The 14,751-nt window shown below is 54.1% G+C and carries 12 protein-coding genes; 8 read left to right on the top strand and 4 right to left on the bottom strand.

Annotated elements, in window-relative coordinates; genetic code table 11:
* Positions 1–151: 151 nt before the first annotated feature.
* From AMM48_RS08895 to AMM48_RS08885, 3 genes are all read right to left on the bottom strand, one after another.
* Complete coding sequence (locus AMM48_RS08895; protein WP_102783726.1) at positions 152–1,558, bottom strand: VOC family protein; 1,407 nt, start codon at positions 1,556–1,558, stop codon at positions 152–154.
* 200 nt (positions 1,559–1,758) lie between these two features.
* The gene (locus AMM48_RS08890) at positions 1,759–3,750 is read right to left on the bottom strand and encodes a nucleoside-diphosphate sugar epimerase/dehydratase (protein WP_102783725.1); all 1,992 of its coding nucleotides are present in this window, start codon (positions 3,748–3,750) and stop codon (positions 1,759–1,761) included.
* A 132-nt stretch (positions 3,751–3,882) separates the two neighbouring features.
* Complete coding sequence (locus AMM48_RS08885; protein ID WP_102783724.1) at positions 3,883–4,896, bottom strand: glycosyltransferase family 4 protein; 1,014 nt, start codon at positions 4,894–4,896, stop codon at positions 3,883–3,885.
* Positions 4,897–5,139: 243 nt separating this feature from the next.
* Between AMM48_RS08885 and AMM48_RS08880 the strand changes: the two genes are divergently transcribed.
* From AMM48_RS08880 to AMM48_RS08855, 7 genes are all read left to right on the top strand, one after another.
* Positions 5,140–6,486, top strand: a complete 1,347-nt coding sequence (locus tag AMM48_RS08880) for a transcription antitermination factor NusB (RefSeq protein WP_102783723.1) — start codon at positions 5,140–5,142, stop codon at positions 6,484–6,486.
* A gap of 136 nt (positions 6,487–6,622) precedes the next feature.
* Positions 6,623–7,288 (top strand): ribulose-phosphate 3-epimerase, encoded by a 666-nt coding sequence (gene rpe / locus AMM48_RS08875; RefSeq protein ID WP_101301633.1) that lies wholly within the window; start codon positions 6,623–6,625, stop codon positions 7,286–7,288.
* A gap of 177 nt (positions 7,289–7,465) precedes the next feature.
* Positions 7,466–9,760 carry an FdhF/YdeP family oxidoreductase gene (locus AMM48_RS08870; RefSeq protein ID WP_102783722.1) on the top strand — a complete coding sequence of 765 codons (2,295 nt, stop codon included), beginning with the start codon at positions 7,466–7,468 and terminating at the stop codon, positions 9,758–9,760.
* The gene (locus AMM48_RS08865) at positions 9,757–10,071 is read left to right on the top strand and encodes a hypothetical protein (protein WP_198413511.1); all 315 of its coding nucleotides are present in this window, start codon (positions 9,757–9,759) and stop codon (positions 10,069–10,071) included. The genes AMM48_RS08870 and AMM48_RS08865 overlap by 4 nt, the downstream gene beginning before the upstream one ends.
* Before the next feature lie 80 nt (positions 10,072–10,151).
* The gene (locus tag AMM48_RS08860) at positions 10,152–10,472 is read left to right on the top strand and encodes a helix-turn-helix transcriptional regulator (RefSeq protein WP_102783721.1); all 321 of its coding nucleotides are present in this window, start codon (positions 10,152–10,154) and stop codon (positions 10,470–10,472) included.
* The gene (locus tag AMM48_RS22170; protein ID WP_158246446.1) at positions 10,469–10,639 is read left to right on the top strand and encodes a hypothetical protein; all 171 of its coding nucleotides are present in this window, start codon (positions 10,469–10,471) and stop codon (positions 10,637–10,639) included. Before AMM48_RS08860 ends, AMM48_RS22170 begins: the two co-directional genes overlap by 4 nt.
* A 412-nt stretch (positions 10,640–11,051) precedes the next feature.
* Positions 11,052–11,774 (top strand): hypothetical protein, encoded by a 723-nt coding sequence (locus AMM48_RS08855; protein WP_102783720.1) that lies wholly within the window; start codon positions 11,052–11,054, stop codon positions 11,772–11,774.
* A 7-nt stretch (positions 11,775–11,781) separates the two neighbouring features.
* Here AMM48_RS08855 and AMM48_RS22285 read toward each other — a convergent pair whose 3' ends face one another.
* Positions 11,782–12,045, bottom strand: a complete 264-nt coding sequence (locus AMM48_RS22285; RefSeq protein WP_181951561.1) for a succinate dehydrogenase assembly factor 4 — start codon at positions 12,043–12,045, stop codon at positions 11,782–11,784.
* 247 nt (positions 12,046–12,292) lie between these two features.
* Between AMM48_RS22285 and AMM48_RS08845 the strand changes: the two genes are divergently transcribed.
* A complete protein-coding gene (locus tag AMM48_RS08845; RefSeq protein WP_102783719.1) occupies positions 12,293–14,680 on the top strand; it encodes a Tex family protein in 2,388 nt (795 codons plus the stop codon).
* Positions 14,681–14,751 lie beyond the last annotated feature (71 nt).

The raw sequence follows: 14,751 nt of genomic DNA, 5'->3' as shown, positions 1-14,751 counted from the left end.
CTATGAATTAACGTATAGTCATTGGGGTATGGATTGGTCAACGAAAAAGATGACACGACAATGAGTGCCATATCGACCTTCCAAACGCAGGAAATGCCGTAAACCTTTAATGTACGTGCCCGCACCAATCGGCTCGATACGCCAACCCTAATCAAGCAACGCTTTTCTTAAGCCCCAATGCATCAAATGCACGGTCAATAGAAGCCTGCTGGGTTTTCGCATAAAGTGCCAGCTCATCACGAACCGATGCCCCAAGCGCCTGTTCAAACTCATCCTGATTGGAGTGGGTCTGATAATTTTTCTGCGCGTCACCGCCCAGATTCGATTGGAAAATACCCGCCGCACTCACAGGCAGGAAATCCTCATAAATGATCGGATCTGCACGCAGATATCCTTGATCAACCAACTCATGGGCCGTTCCCGGCAATTTGCCTTTGCGCGCGGCATCCAAACCGGCCTGGGTCGGGCTGTATTTAAAGAAGGCCAACCCTTCGCCCCGAAGCGTTTCATAATCATCTGGGAAGGCGACGAACCGTTCGCAAAGCTCGGTTTCGTAATCGCGCGCATTTGATCCACCGGCATTGATCTGAACAGCCTGCCGGACGGATGCCAAAAGCGTGTCATAGAGCGCCCGCCCCTTTACCGTCAGCGCAATGCCGCGCTGTTCAATCTCGCCAAAGCGTGCGGTGTGGGTTCCCGGCGTACCTTTTGGTGTGTCGCCCACGAAATAAACCTGTTCTTCCAGCGCCTTGAAACTGGTTTGGCGCAGAAGGATCGGGCAGTTGCGGGTCGGTGGACCTTCGACAACCGCCTTGGGTGAAATGCCCCTTTCGGGCATGGCTTTCTGAACCGCATCAATATCCAATGTGCGCGGTGTCAGATGATTGATATGCGGACCTTTGAAACACACCACATCGGCAATCAAACGATGGGCGTCATGCATCTTTTGGTATGAGGCCAGCGACACCGTCGCATCACTGTGCCAGCGGAATGTTTCAAGCGCCTGGGTCACAAACTGTTCGGCCTGCACCTGCGTCAACCCGCCATTCTTTTCCGCCAGATAAATCAGCTTGATGACATCGGCGGTGAAAATATCGCGCGCTGCCAGAATCTGCTGGGCGTCATAGCGCAGTTTTTCATCTTCGATCAGCTCAAGCCGCAAAAGGGATGTAAAAACCCGAAACGGATTGCGCCGCAGTGCCGCGTCATCAATCGGACGAAAGGCCGTCGAGTGCACCGGCACCCCCGCCACTGACAGATCATAATAGCCCACCGGATGCATACCCATCACCGCAAACAGGCGGCGCATGGTAAACAGTTCTTCGGGCTTGCCCAGACGGATCGCGCCGTGGCGTTCGACATCCAGTCGATCCAGCTCATCATTGCTTTCCAGCCCTTCACGCAACGCTGCGTTTACCGCAAGGCTGTCCTGATTAACATCGGCCACCAGTTCCAGAAGTGTTCCATATTGCGGCACTTCGGCACGGTACATGTCCGACATGGCGCTGGAAAACATCGAACGAATTTCATCGGGATGGACCAAAGCATCTGCCGACATGGAAGCCTCCAAAGAACGGGAACGGACTGGAATTTCGGAATGCCTTATCAAAAAGGTCATTCCTGTTTGTCATTCTGATCGCAAGATATTGGCGTAAAACACCCGTGACAAACGACAATTCCGCACGAGTTCATTCGCAATGAGAATGAACTCTTATGAGGCATCCCAAAAAATGGAAAATGGTGTCACTGGAAAGACGACTAGGCCGATCTTCCCGTAGCCTGATCCAGATCGCTGCCATCCCCGGCAGACGGACCTGTTACGGCTTTGGCGTTATCGGCAAAGATCGATTTAACCCCGATTTCGGGCGGCTGGAATTCTGGCACCAACTGGCTGATCAACGCCAAAGTGGCGTGGGTATCACGGCTGGTTGCACTGGTTTCAAGCGCATCAAACACCTGTTTGATCAGGCCATAGTCAACAACCCGCGGGGCGGCCAACATCACACCGTCCGTCTCTGTTGGTTCGGGCGGTTCCGAATCGTGGAACAGTTCTTCATAAAGCTTTTCACCCGGACGCAGGCCGGTGACCTTGATCTCGACATCCTTGCCCGGCTGCAAGCCCGACAGCAAGATCATCTGACGTGCCAGATCAACGATTTTGACCGGGCGCCCCATATCAAGAACAAAGATTTTACCGCCTTCTGTCACACCGCGACGGCCAAGTTCAGCCGATTGCAGGACAAGCTCCACCGCCTCGGCAATGGTCATGAAATAACGTGTGATGCCTTCGTGGGTGACGGTCAAAGGCCCCCCGGCTTCAAGCTGGCGCTTAAACAGCGGCACAACCGATCCGGTCGATCCCAACACATTGCCAAACCGCACCGTGACAAACCGCGTGATGCTGCGCTGATCTTCGGGCAAGGTTTCAAGCGCCTGACAATAACATTCCGCCAGCCGCTTGGACGCGCCCATGACATTGGCCGGATTAACCGCCTTATCGGTTGAAATCAAAACCATCGTCGCAACATTGGCCGCCCGGCAGGCCTCGGCCACATTGCGCGTCCCCAGTGTATTGGTCAGGATACCTTCGTTGGGATTATGTTCGACCAGCGGCACATGCTTATACGCCGCCGCATGGAAAACAATTTCCGGTTTGACGTCATCAAAAACTGTATCAATCCGTGTGCGATCCCGAACGTCACCCAGAACGCTTTCACGTGGCAAGTCCGGGTATTTTTCCGCCATTTCCATATCAATGGCATAGAGATTATATTCCCCGGCATCGACCAGTGTCAGGCTCGCCGGACCGTAAGATGCAATCTGGCGCACCAGTTCGGACCCAATCGATCCACCTGCCCCGGTAACAAGCACGCGCCTGCCGCCAATCATGTCGCGGACGCGGTCACGATCCAGACGCGCCTGCGGACGGCCCAGCAAATCCTCAATCGCCACCGGGCGGATTTGCAGCGGATCGGCAAGGCCTTCGCGCAGGTCCCCCAGTTTCGGCAGGCGGGCAAACGTCATGCCATATCGGTCGGCAATCTCAAGCCATTTGGCATTATCAGGATGACGCAGCGCATCACCGGTCAAAACCAAACGGCGCGGCACACCGTGGCGTGATTTTTCAAGTTTCTGAATGGTTTCTTCAAGCTGATCAACCGTCGCCAGCACATCAATATTGTGCATGTTGCGCCCGACACGGCTTTCCGTCAGCGCGACAATCCCGATCACCTTGAACGGGGTGTCGGCAGACCGTTGTGTTTCACGGATGAAGGCTTCTGCTTCGTCGCCGGCCCCGATCAACAGAACCGAAAGACGCCGCGTACCTTGACGCACCAGCGCACGCGCAGTCGATTTATCCTTGGCGATGCGATAAGCCAACCGCGACCCACCCAGCAACGCCATCAACAAAAACCACTGAATAAGTGGCGCGGACCGCGGGATCCAGTCCAGACGGGTGGTCAGGAACAAGATAACAAACAAGGCCGCCACCGCAACGCTGACCGCCTTGGCAATCCGTGTCAGATCATTCAGCGACGCATAGCGCCAGATACCGCGATAAAGTCCAAAAAACCAGAAGGATGCCGCCGCAATCAGGGTAAACACACCGGCTGAAAACAAGATATTGTCAAAGGCATAAAACTGCACGCCCTCACCAACCCGCAAATACAATGCCAGCGGGAAAGAAAGTGCGGCCATGACAATGTCATGACCAAAGGCAATATGGCTTCGCTGTAAAATGCGCGACATGCGGTCCCTTACCGGCAATTTTCTGTTTTTATCTGTTTTTAAAGGATACCCGCTTCACCCGAAGACGGATAAGCCTTTCTTTTCGCGCCCACCTGAAAACAAGTCAAGCACTCCGCACGTGCCTGTTTTTGCTTACGGTTGCGCGCGGTCTTTGACCGGCATGCGCAACATCATGCCCACAAGCCCAAACACCACCATGGCGGCCGCCACAACCCGCATCCAGCCCGGCGTATCAAACTCGGTAAAACACACCGCAATCAACACCAGATTGGTGATCCCGATCATTGCCGAGACGGTCGAATGTTTAAGTCCGCGCTGGGTGGCTTGTTGATAAAAATGTTCGCGGTGCGCCTGCCAGATTTTTTCCCGGCGAAGTGCACGCTTGATTAAGGTTATGGTCGCATCAAACAGGTAATATGACGGCAAGATAAGCGCGACCGCCCACGCCCCTTCGGCAGCCAGCTCCAACAGAACCCAACCCAGAATAAAGCCAAGCGGGATTGATCCGACATCGCCCAGAAACAACCGGGCCGGATGCCAGTTCCAGATCAAAAACCCGGCCATGATCGAGGTGACACCAAGCCCGATATAGCCAAGCCCGATGAACTGCGGCAACGGGATCAAAAGGGCGAGGATAAACACACCAAGTCCGATCGACCCGGCCTCAACCCCGGTAATGCCATCAATCCCGTCCATGAAGTTAAACAGATTGATAAACCAGACCCACGCCAGCACGACCAAAACATGATCAAGCCAGTCCGGAACGATCCCGCCCAGAACCGGCTTATCCATGGCAAAAACACCAATGATCACCGCCATGAACTGACAGGCAAACCGTATCGCTGCGGACAAATCACGCCGGTCATCGAGCCAGCTTAAGACGCCAAGACCGGCCCCGGCGGCAAGCATCAACCAAGGACCAGTATCGCGCACCCCGGTATGGATAAACACCACCGCCACCAGAACAATCAAAAGCGGGGTCACCGCCAACCCACCGCCACGCGGGGTCGGCACCGCATGACTGGAGCGGTGGTTGGGCATGTCCAAAATCGCCTTGCGCCGCAAATACACCAGCACCCCCCACGTCAACAACATGGCACCGATCAGAAAAATACTGGAAAAGGTCGCAAGTCCGGCAAACGTCATCGTTTGGGTGATCCCTTGTTTCGGTCCTGATTGGGCCATGGTTTGCCCGTGGGTTACGACCGGCACGCCATCAGCAGATTGTTGCGTCTGGAGTAGCCGGGGACAGCCCCCATCGCAAGGCTTTTCAACCCGGCATCGTGGTGATTGGCAGGTCAGCCATGCCGACCCAACAGATGCTTGGTGCTTTACACTTGGCTATCGCCGCCTTAACTACAGTCATAACATAAAACCGGAGATACCCCTTTGACTGAACGCCGTTCCCGTCCCGCCCATCGCAATGCATCCCGCCATCCTGCGGTCGAGGCACCCGATCCACGCATGCTGGCGCTGAAAACGCTGCAGGAACTGCGTGGCGGCGAAGTGACACTGGACGAACTTCTGTCAAAGCATGGCTATGGTCTGCCGTCACTGGATCGCAATTACCTGCGCCATTTGCTGGGCACCACATTGCGCCATATGGGCGAAATTGATGCGGTTCTGGCGCCGCGCTATCAACCGCCACAGGACCGGGTTGCTGCGCGCCTGACCAACATCATGCGCCTTGGCGTCGCACAGTTGTTCTTTATGGACACATCCGATTACGGTGCGGTCGACAGCACGGTCAATCTGACCCGTGATGCCGGTTTGCATAAATATGTGAAGCTTGTGAATGCGGTGCTGCGCAGTTTGCAGCGCGATGGCTTTGAATGGCCCGAAGGGGTCGAAGACTGGCAGCTTAACATCCCGGCATGGCTGCGCGGATCATGGAAAAAGGCCTATGGTGCCGAAATCGCGCAAGGCATCGCCGAGGCCAGCCTTGGCCACGCCATGCTCGATCTGTCGATCAAGGATCGTTCAGAATCGGAAGATTGGGCCGAACAGGTCGATGGCCTTGTCCTGCCGACCGGATCAGTCCGACTTGAAAGTGGCCGACGCATTCGCGACCTTCCGGGCTATAAGGACGGCAAATGGTGGGTACAGGATGCGGCAGCCGCCATTCCGGCCACCCTGTTTTCGGCCTATAAAGACAAAACGATCTATGACCTTTGTGCCGCCCCGGGTGGCAAAACAATGCAATTGGCGGCCCTTGGCAGCAGCCCGATTGCGGTTGATAAATCCGAAGGTCGCCTCAAACGCGTTTACGAAAACCTTGAACGGGTTGAACTGGGCGCAGCCGTTGTCACTGGCGATGCCACCGATCTGGCCCCGGATACCCCGCGTGCGGATGCGGTCTTGCTCGATGCCCCATGCTCGGCGACCGGCACCATTCGCCGTCATCCCGATATTCTGTTGCGTCAGAACGACAAACTGATGCGCTCTCTTTTGCCGATCCAGACCAAATTGCTTAATCAGGCTGACAAGCTTTTGAATGTTGGCGGTGAGTTGATCTATTGCACCTGTTCGCTGCAACCCGAAGAAGGCGAACATCAGATCAAATCGTTCCTGGCCGATCATCCCAAATACGAACGCAAACCGATTACTGCCGAAGAACTCGGCGGCTGGGATGAGGCGATCAACGAAGATGGCGAATTGCGCATTCTGCCGGTTCATATGCAGGAATATGGCGGCATGGATGGCTTTTTCTGCGCCCGGCTTGTCAAAAAGCGCTGATTTCGCGTCAAAATACGGCAAGACCCCCCCGCACACAAGGCTGCCATGACCGTCCATTCGGATGACAGGGCGGGTTTTTTGCGGTAAGACAAGCGCCAAATTCCCATATCCCGCAGTGTTTCAGGACCCGTGACGCATGACCACGTCGAACATTAAAATTGCCCCTTCGATCCTTTCGGCCGACTTCGCCCAACTGGGTGTTGATGTCCGTGCGGTTGACGCCGCCGGTGCGGATTACATCCACATTGATGTGATGGACGGCCATTTTGTGCCCAACATCACGATTGGCCCGGACGTGGTCAAGGCGCTGCGCCCGCACAGCGACAAGGTGTTTGACGTGCATCTCATGATCGCCCCGGTCGATCCCTATATCGAAGCCTTCGCCAATGCCGGATCCGACATCATCACCATCCACGCCGAAGCCGGCCCGCACCTGCATCGCAGCTTGCAACTGATCAAGTCGCTGGGCAAAAAAGCCGGTGTGTCGCTCAATCCGTCAACCCCGGAATCTGTGATTGAATACGTCATGGACATGGTTGATCTGGTGCTGGTCATGACCGTCAATCCGGGCTTTGGTGGTCAGAAATTCATTCCAAGCCAGCTTGAGAAAATCAAACGCATCCGCAAGATGATCGATGCCACCGGGCGCGACATCGACCTTCAAGTCGATGGTGGCGTAAACCCGGAAATCGCACCGCAAGTCATTGCGGCTGGCGCGAATGTTCTGGTCGCAGGATCGGCCACCTTCAAAGGCGGCCCGGGTGAATACGCCAACAACATCAAGGCAATTCGCGGCGCCTAAGCCATATACGACCTGCCTTCTGTATGCATCAGGGCCGGAACCACATCGTTGGTTTCGGCCCTGAATGCGTTTTATGCGCATTTAAAATCACCGCATAAGGGTTTGATAAATTTTTTCTATCACCCCATTACGTCTGCATACTTGACCTAATTTGCGTTATCGCAAATAGATGCCCCCATGAATGAAATCTTTATTGGCAAGAAATCATCGGCTGCGGGTGGATGGGGTGCGCTGAAAAGTTGCGGTAAGCAGCTTTTACAAAGCGGCAGCGCCCTTACCGGTGCCCGCACGATGCTTAAGGCAAATCAGCCCAACGGTTTTGATTGCCCTGGTTGCGCGTGGGGTGATCCCGAGCATGGATCATCGTTTGAGTTTTGCGAAAACGGTGTCAAAGCGGTGTCGTGGGAAGCAACGCAAAAGCGCGCCACACCGGCATTCTTTGCCAAACATACGGTTTCTGAGCTGCGCAAACTTTCCGATTATGAGCTGGAACTGAACGGGCGACTAACCCACCCGATGCGCTATGACGCGCAAAGCGACACCTATCTGCCGGTCGCGTGGGAAGATGCCTTTGCCGAAATTGGGGGCATTCTTAAAAACCTGAATTCCCCCGATCAGGCCGAGTTTTACACATCCGGCCGGGCCAGCAACGAAGCTGCTTATCTTTATCAATTGTTCGTACGCCTTTATGGCACCAACAATTTCCCCGATTGCTCCAACATGTGCCACGAAGCAAGCGGCATTGGCCTGCGTCAGGCGATTGGCGCTGGCAAAGGCACGGTCCTGCTCGAAGATTTCGAAAAGGCAGATGCCATTTTCGTGCTGGGACAAAACCCCGGCACCAACCATCCGCGCATGCTGGGTGATTTGCGCCGGGCCGCCATTCGTGGTGCTGAAATCGTTGTCTTTAACCCGGTCCGTGAACGCGGTCTGGAACGGTTTTCCGACCCGCAGGCCAAACTTGAAATGCTGTCAGGCGGATCAACCGACATCGCCAGCCACTATTACCAGCCCCTTCTCGGTGGGGACATGGCCGCCGTGCGCGGCATGAGCAAGGCGGTGTTTGCCGCCGAAGATGCCGCCATTGCGGCGGGTCATCCATCCGTGCTTGATCATGATTTCCTAAGCCAACATTGCGAAGGCTTTGCCGAGTATCGCGCCACTGCTGACGCCACAAGTTGGGCCGAGATCGAAGACCAGTCGGGCCTGTCCCGGCACGACATCGAACAGGCGGCAAATGTGTATATGTCGGCAGAAAATGTGATCTGCACTTGGGCGATGGGTGTCACCCAGCACCTTCATTCGGTTGCGACCATTCGTGAAATTTCCAATTTCATGTTCCTGCGCGGCAATATCGGCAAACCCGGTGCCGGCCTCTGCCCGGTGCGCGGACATTCGAATGTGCAGGGTGACCGCACCGTTGGCATTAACGAAAAACCCGCCGATGCCTTCCTTGATGCACTGGAAAAGGAATTCGGCTTCACCGCACCGCGCAAACACGGGCACAATGTGCTGGGTGCGATTGGCGCGATGCTGGATGGCAGTGCCAAGGCCTTCATCGGGCTTGGCGGCAATTTCGCCCGTGCAACGCCCGACAGCGCCCTTGTCGCCAAGGCACTTAAAAACCTGAAACTGACGGTCAACATCGCGACCAAGCCCAATCATTCGCACCTGATGCCAGGCGAGGTCAGCTTTATCCTGCCGTGTCTCGGGCGGACCGAAATTGATCTGAATTCAGCCGGTCAGTCACAGGTCGTCAGCGTCGAAGACTCGATGAGTATGGTTCACGGGTCGGCGGGCATCAACCGTCCGGCATCGCCGCACCTATTATCCGAAGTTGGCATCATCGCCGGGATTGCCGAGGCAACCCTTGGCACCCAGACCGTGTCATGGCCTGCCCTTGCCGATGATTATGAACGCATCCGCAGCCATATCGAAGCCACCATTCCGGGCTTTGACGATTACAACACCCGCCTGCGCACACCACGCGGGTTCCTCCTGCGCAACAGTGCCGCACACCGGGAATGGAACACACCGACCGGCAAGGCCAATTTCTTTGCCGGCACCCTTCCCACCAGCACCGTGCACCAGCAGGCCCGCACGGCACAAACCCGTTTCGCGCTTCAGACATTCCGTTCGCACGATCAGTACAACACCACCGTTTATGGTCTTGATGACCGCTATCGCGGTGTGTACGGCGAACGCAACGTCATCTTTATCCATCCCGATGATCTTGCATCACTTGGCGCACAATCTGGCGACCGGGTGAATGTCATTGGCGAATATGATGATGGCGTTAAACGCGTTGCACCGGATTTCCGGTTCGTTTCATACGATATCCCACGCGGCAGCGTTGCGGGCTATTACCCGGAACTGAATGTACTGGTACCGCTGGGCAGTACCGGGGATCAAAGCGACACGCCAACGTCAAAATCGGTCATGGTATCGTTTCAAAAGGAAGCAGCGGCGTGACCGGGACTGTGCCCGAAACCGCACCTAAAACCGCATCCAACACCCCGCCTGAGAGCGAACAATTCATGTATCTGGTTGCGCGCCTTATCACCGCGCAACCCGACCTTACCTCGATACAGGCAGGCATCATCATCGCAGCAGAGCAAAATATTGCCCGCGACAGCCGCACATTCGCCCGCCTTCTGGGCCTTGCCCATGCGCTTGTCCTGCGCGAGATCACCACACTTTGCGATCAAAACCGCCTGACCATCACCAAACAGGATGCACGCACCCTGCGAACGTTTTACGAGATGGCCGGAAGCCTTGATTAATCTGCTCTTGGTACAAGGGCTAGTTTCCAAATAATTGATATGAGAGTATCATTTAACCACAAAATAACAGGTTAATTGATATGGTAATATCACTTGAATCATTTTCACCAGAACAAAGCGCGCGCAATGTCGGTGTCGCGGCCAAGCAATTGCGCCTTTCACGGAACCTGACACGCAAGGACCTAGCCTCACGTGCAGGTGTGCCTGCTCCGACCTTGCGCAAATTCGAAGATACCGGTCTGGCACCGTTCCTGACCGTTATGCGCTTGGCGCACGCGCTCTCTCGCGATGCGGTTCTGGGGGAAATTTTTGCGCCTGCTGATGATCTTCCCAACAGCATTGACGAAATGCTGGAAACCGAAAACACCAAGCCCCGCCAACGTGCAAGGCGCAAAACATGACCGATCTGGTTGCGCAGCTTATTGCCGCCCAGCCAGAACTAACGCCAACACAGGCAAGCACCCTGATCACAGCACAGCAAGATATCGCCCATAACAGCCGCACATTTGCCCGCCTTCTGGGCCTTGCCCACGCGCTTGTCCTGCGCGAACTTAATGCGCTTTTATAATCGGATAATGTTCTAGAACTGGTAAAGCGCGATGACCGTACATTGCGCACCTTCTGTGAACCCGGCAAAGATGCCAAATTCACCCTGACATCCTTCCCCTATGATCAAATCTCTGAGCGAAAGTCTGACCTATCGCGACTTTCGTCACCCCGGAAAAGTCTCATTGAATAAGTCACGGAGATGGTTGGTATTATGACTAAAAATCTAAATTTAGCGCTCAAAAACTCATTACAAGCCAGCTTAAAAAGATCAAACGCATATGCAAGATGACCGAAGCGGATACCAATGCTATGGTTTAACCATTCGTCATATTCAAAATGACCTGAGAGAATATGACCATAACATCAAAACTATCCAGAAATCGGGTTAAAACAAACGCTTACCATTTCCTTAAAAACTTGGAAAAGTTGTCATGCCAATAAAACAACATAAGGGAAAAATATTACGTACACTGATCACTATTGTTTCGAAAATCACCCGCGATAACTTTGACAAGATCAATGATCCAAATATCACTCAGTCGATAGTTTCGAACGAAATATTAGAAAAACTAGATAAAAAATCAGACAAATGCGGAAATAATCTAAAAAGATCCGTTTTTTTTACAATCCTAGCCGACGCACTAATAATAATTTTAAAAAACAATCCAGATTTTACAATTGTATTTCTTGGGACTAGCATAAAGAAGTTTGATGGCTTAATGGAAATGATAATTTACGTTTCCAACCATAACTTATTTTTATCATCAATATACATTGTATCACTGACCTTTTATCAGAGCATAATTAAGAAAATCTGCGAAAATAAAACAAAAGGTCAAGACAATTTTATACTTTTCAGTTCCTATTTTGAGGCTGCACCGGCTGAATTTATGTTTGACGCACAAAACTTCTCCGAGTTCCCAAAGATAAAAAAACTAGTTTTGATAAATGGAACCACTCTGATGCTTTTTGTGATGCTGGGAATAGCATTTCATTTTTATGCATTGTTGGTTGGTGCCATTGATATAATTCAACACCCACTTTTAAACGCATGGGCCACTTGGGTATTTATCTCGGTGACTGCTTTATTCAGCATACTCTCAACACTTCTAATGACTTTACTAGCAATACTACCACTTATAGCAGAGCGCTAAATTAATATTAAAAATCGATACACCGCCCCTTGTTTTCCCAATCGCCAAAGCGGGTCGGTTCCGGGCCTTTCGGGCCGCCGATTTCGCGCTGTTTTGCAGCGGCTTCCTTGGCGGCCTTGGCTTCGGCAAGGGCGTTGATCGCGTCCTGAGACAAGGCCGGGGCCATATCAGCACCCGCGATCTCTTCGTTCTTTTCTTCACTTGTTTTTGGTTCGGCCTTATCTTTTGGCTCGACCTGATGAATGACGGTCTCGCGAAACTTTCCGGTCATTCGGCTTCTCCTATTTTAGGGCCTGCACCCTGTAATTCACATTTGCCCAAGAAATAGCGTCCTGACCACCGTTGGGCAAGCCTGCGTATGGCGCAGCCGAACCGCGCAAAATGCATGGGATTTCAATCCTTTGGAATCAAACGTGGAATCGTATTCTGGTCTGATGGAAAAATTTGGCGAAAACTGACTCTTTCCGTGTGCCCTTAAAGCCGCTATTTCAGGCATACGAGCAAAACAAGGAGAAACCATGCGTCCAATTCCTCAGCGTATCGCCGAAGAACTTTCGGTTCGTCCCGAACAGGTCATTGCCACCATCGAGATGCTCAATGAAGGTTCCACCGTTCCGTTTATCGCCCGCTACCGCAAAGAAAAAACCGGCGGGCTTGATGACACCCAATTGCGTACGCTGGAAGAACGCCTGAGGTATCTGACCGAACTTGAAAGCCGCCGGTCCTCCGTGCTTGAAAGCATCCGCGAACAGGAAAAACTCACCCCCGAACTTGAAGCCGCCATTAACGAGGCCGACACCAAGACCCGCCTTGAAGATTTGTACCTGCCTTATAAGAAAAAGCGCCGCACCAAGGCACAGATTGCCCGCGAAGCCGGGTTGGAGCCGCTGGCCGATGGCTTGTTTAACAACCCGACCCTTGATCCCGAGATTGAGGCGGCAAAATACGTTGACGCGGAAAAAGGCGTTGAGGACACCAAGGCCGCCCTTGATGGCGCGCGCCAAATCCTGATGGAACGCTTTGCCGAGGATGCCGACCTTGTCGCCAAGCTGCGTAACCTTTTGTGGAATGATGGCGAAATCACCGCCAGCGTGATTGAGGGCAAGCAGGCCGAAGGGGCGAAATTCTCCGACTATTTCGAACATTCGGAAAAAGTCAAAACCTGCCCGTCGCACCGCGCACTTGCCCTGTTCCGCGGCCGCAACGAAGACATCCTGCAACTTAAACTCACCTTGGGTGCCGAGGACGAAGCCCGCCCGCGCAGTCAGGCGGGGCGCGCCGAAATAATGATCGCGGCCCACGTCGGGATTGCCGATAAGGGCCGTGCCGCCGATAAATGGCTGGTCGATACCGTGCGCTGGACCTGGCGGGTCAAATTGTCGCTGTCGATTGAGCTTGATCTGTTTGGGTCCCTTCGTGACAGCGCTGAAGAAGATGCTATCAAGGTCTTTGCCAATAACCTCAAAGACCTTCTTCTGGCCGCTCCTGCCGGGCAAAAGGCCACCATGGGTCTTGATCCGGGCGTGCGTACCGGGGTCAAGGTTGCCGTGGTCGATGCGACGGGCAAACTGGTCGATACCGCGACGGTCTATCCGTTCCAGCCGCGCAATGATGTGGAGGGCGCGATTAACACCATGGCCGCCCTTGCCGCGCGCCATAAGATCGAGCTGATCGCGATTGGCAATGGCACGTTTTCGCGTGAAACCGATGACCTTGCCGGGCAGATGCTTAAACGCTTCCCGGCCCTGACCGCGACCAAGGTTATTGTCAATGAGTCGGGTGCATCGATCTATTCCGCGTCGCAATTTGCCGCCGAAGAATTCCCCGATCTGGATGTATCGCTGCGCGGGGCCGCCTCAATCGCGCGCCGTTTGCAGGACCCATTGGCCGAACTGGTCAAGATCGAACCAAAATCCATCGGGGTTGGGCAGTATCAGCACGACGTATCGGAAACCAAACTGGCCAAATCACTCGATGCCGTGGTTGAGGATTGCGTGAACGGGGTGGGTGTTGACCTCAATACCGCATCGATCCCGCTTTTGACCCGTGTGGCGGGCTTAAGCGAAACACTGGCGCGCAATATCGTCGGATACCGTGATTCAAACGGCGCGTTCCAGTCGCGTACTGACCTTAAAAAGGTCGAACGTCTTGGACCCAAGGCGTTTGAACAATGTGCGGGCTTCTTGCGCATTCGCGGGGCCACCAACCCGCTTGATGCGTCCGCCGTGCACCCGGAAGCCTATCCGCTGGTCAAAAAGATCAGTGCACAGGCATCGAAATCGCTTGCCGATTTGATTGGCGATTCGGCCTTCATCAAAACACTGCGTGCCGAAGATTACGCCGACGACACATTCGGTGTGCCAACCATCCGCGACATCATTGCCGAGCTTGATAAACCCGGCCGTGATCCACGCCCGGAATTCAAGACCGCCAAATTCACCGATGGTGTCAATGAAATCAAGGACCTAAAAGCCGGTATGAAGCTTGAAGGAACCGTCACCAACGTCACCAATTTCGGCGCGTTTGTCGATATTGGCGTGCATCAGGATGGCTTGGTCCATATTTCCCAACTGGCCGACAAATTTGTCGAAGACCCCCGTCAGGTGGTCAAGGCCGGTCAGATCGTCTCTGTCACCGTCATGGAAGTCGACGCCCCGCGTAAACGCATCGGGCTGTCGATGAAATCAGCGCCGGATTACGAAGGCACACGCGAACGCCGAAATGACAGCCAAGCTGCTGCCCCACGTGGCGGGCAGGCACATTCAGGCGCACGCCCGAACCACAATCGCGGCAATGGCGGTGGTGGTAATTCTTCGCGCAATTCCGCAGGTGGGTCCGCTGGCGCATCATCTGGAAATGATGCGATGGCCGCCGCCCTGAAGGCCGCGATGGAACGCCGTAAATAAGCGCCACGTTGCGCGCACATAACGCGTTTTGATCAAATAAAAGGGCGGCGGGACTTGGCGCAAACCAATCC

Source organism: Thalassospira sp. GB04J01 (genome assembly GCF_000751115.1).
GTDB classification, from domain to species: Bacteria; Pseudomonadota; Alphaproteobacteria; order Rhodospirillales; family Thalassospiraceae; genus Thalassospira; species Thalassospira lucentensis.
The sequence above is the reverse complement of the archived record's forward strand: the minus strand, read 5'-3'. Positions and strand labels throughout refer to the sequence as shown.

Coding starts and splice junctions, on each gene's coding strand:
- rpe (WP_101301633.1), top strand. CDS start 6,623: ATGACCACGTCGAACATTAAAATTGCCCCTTCGATCCTTTCGGCCGAC.
- AMM48_RS08885 (WP_102783724.1), bottom strand. CDS start 4,896: ATGACGTTTGCCGGACTTGCGACCTTTTCCAGTATTTTTCTGATCGGT.
- AMM48_RS22285 (WP_181951561.1), bottom strand. CDS start 12,045: ATGACCGGAAAGTTTCGCGAGACCGTCATTCATCAGGTCGAGCCAAAA.
- AMM48_RS08860 (WP_102783721.1), top strand. CDS start 10,152: ATGGTAATATCACTTGAATCATTTTCACCAGAACAAAGCGCGCGCAAT.
- AMM48_RS22170 (WP_158246446.1), top strand. CDS start 10,469: ATGACCGATCTGGTTGCGCAGCTTATTGCCGCCCAGCCAGAACTAACG.
- AMM48_RS08855 (WP_102783720.1), top strand. CDS start 11,052: ATGCCAATAAAACAACATAAGGGAAAAATATTACGTACACTGATCACT.
- AMM48_RS08895 (WP_102783726.1), bottom strand. CDS start 1,558: ATGTCGGCAGATGCTTTGGTCCATCCCGATGAAATTCGTTCGATGTTT.
- AMM48_RS08890 (WP_102783725.1), bottom strand. CDS start 3,750: ATGTCGCGCATTTTACAGCGAAGCCATATTGCCTTTGGTCATGACATT.
- AMM48_RS08870 (WP_102783722.1), top strand. CDS start 7,466: ATGAATGAAATCTTTATTGGCAAGAAATCATCGGCTGCGGGTGGATGG.
- AMM48_RS08845 (WP_102783719.1), top strand. CDS start 12,293: ATGCGTCCAATTCCTCAGCGTATCGCCGAAGAACTTTCGGTTCGTCCC.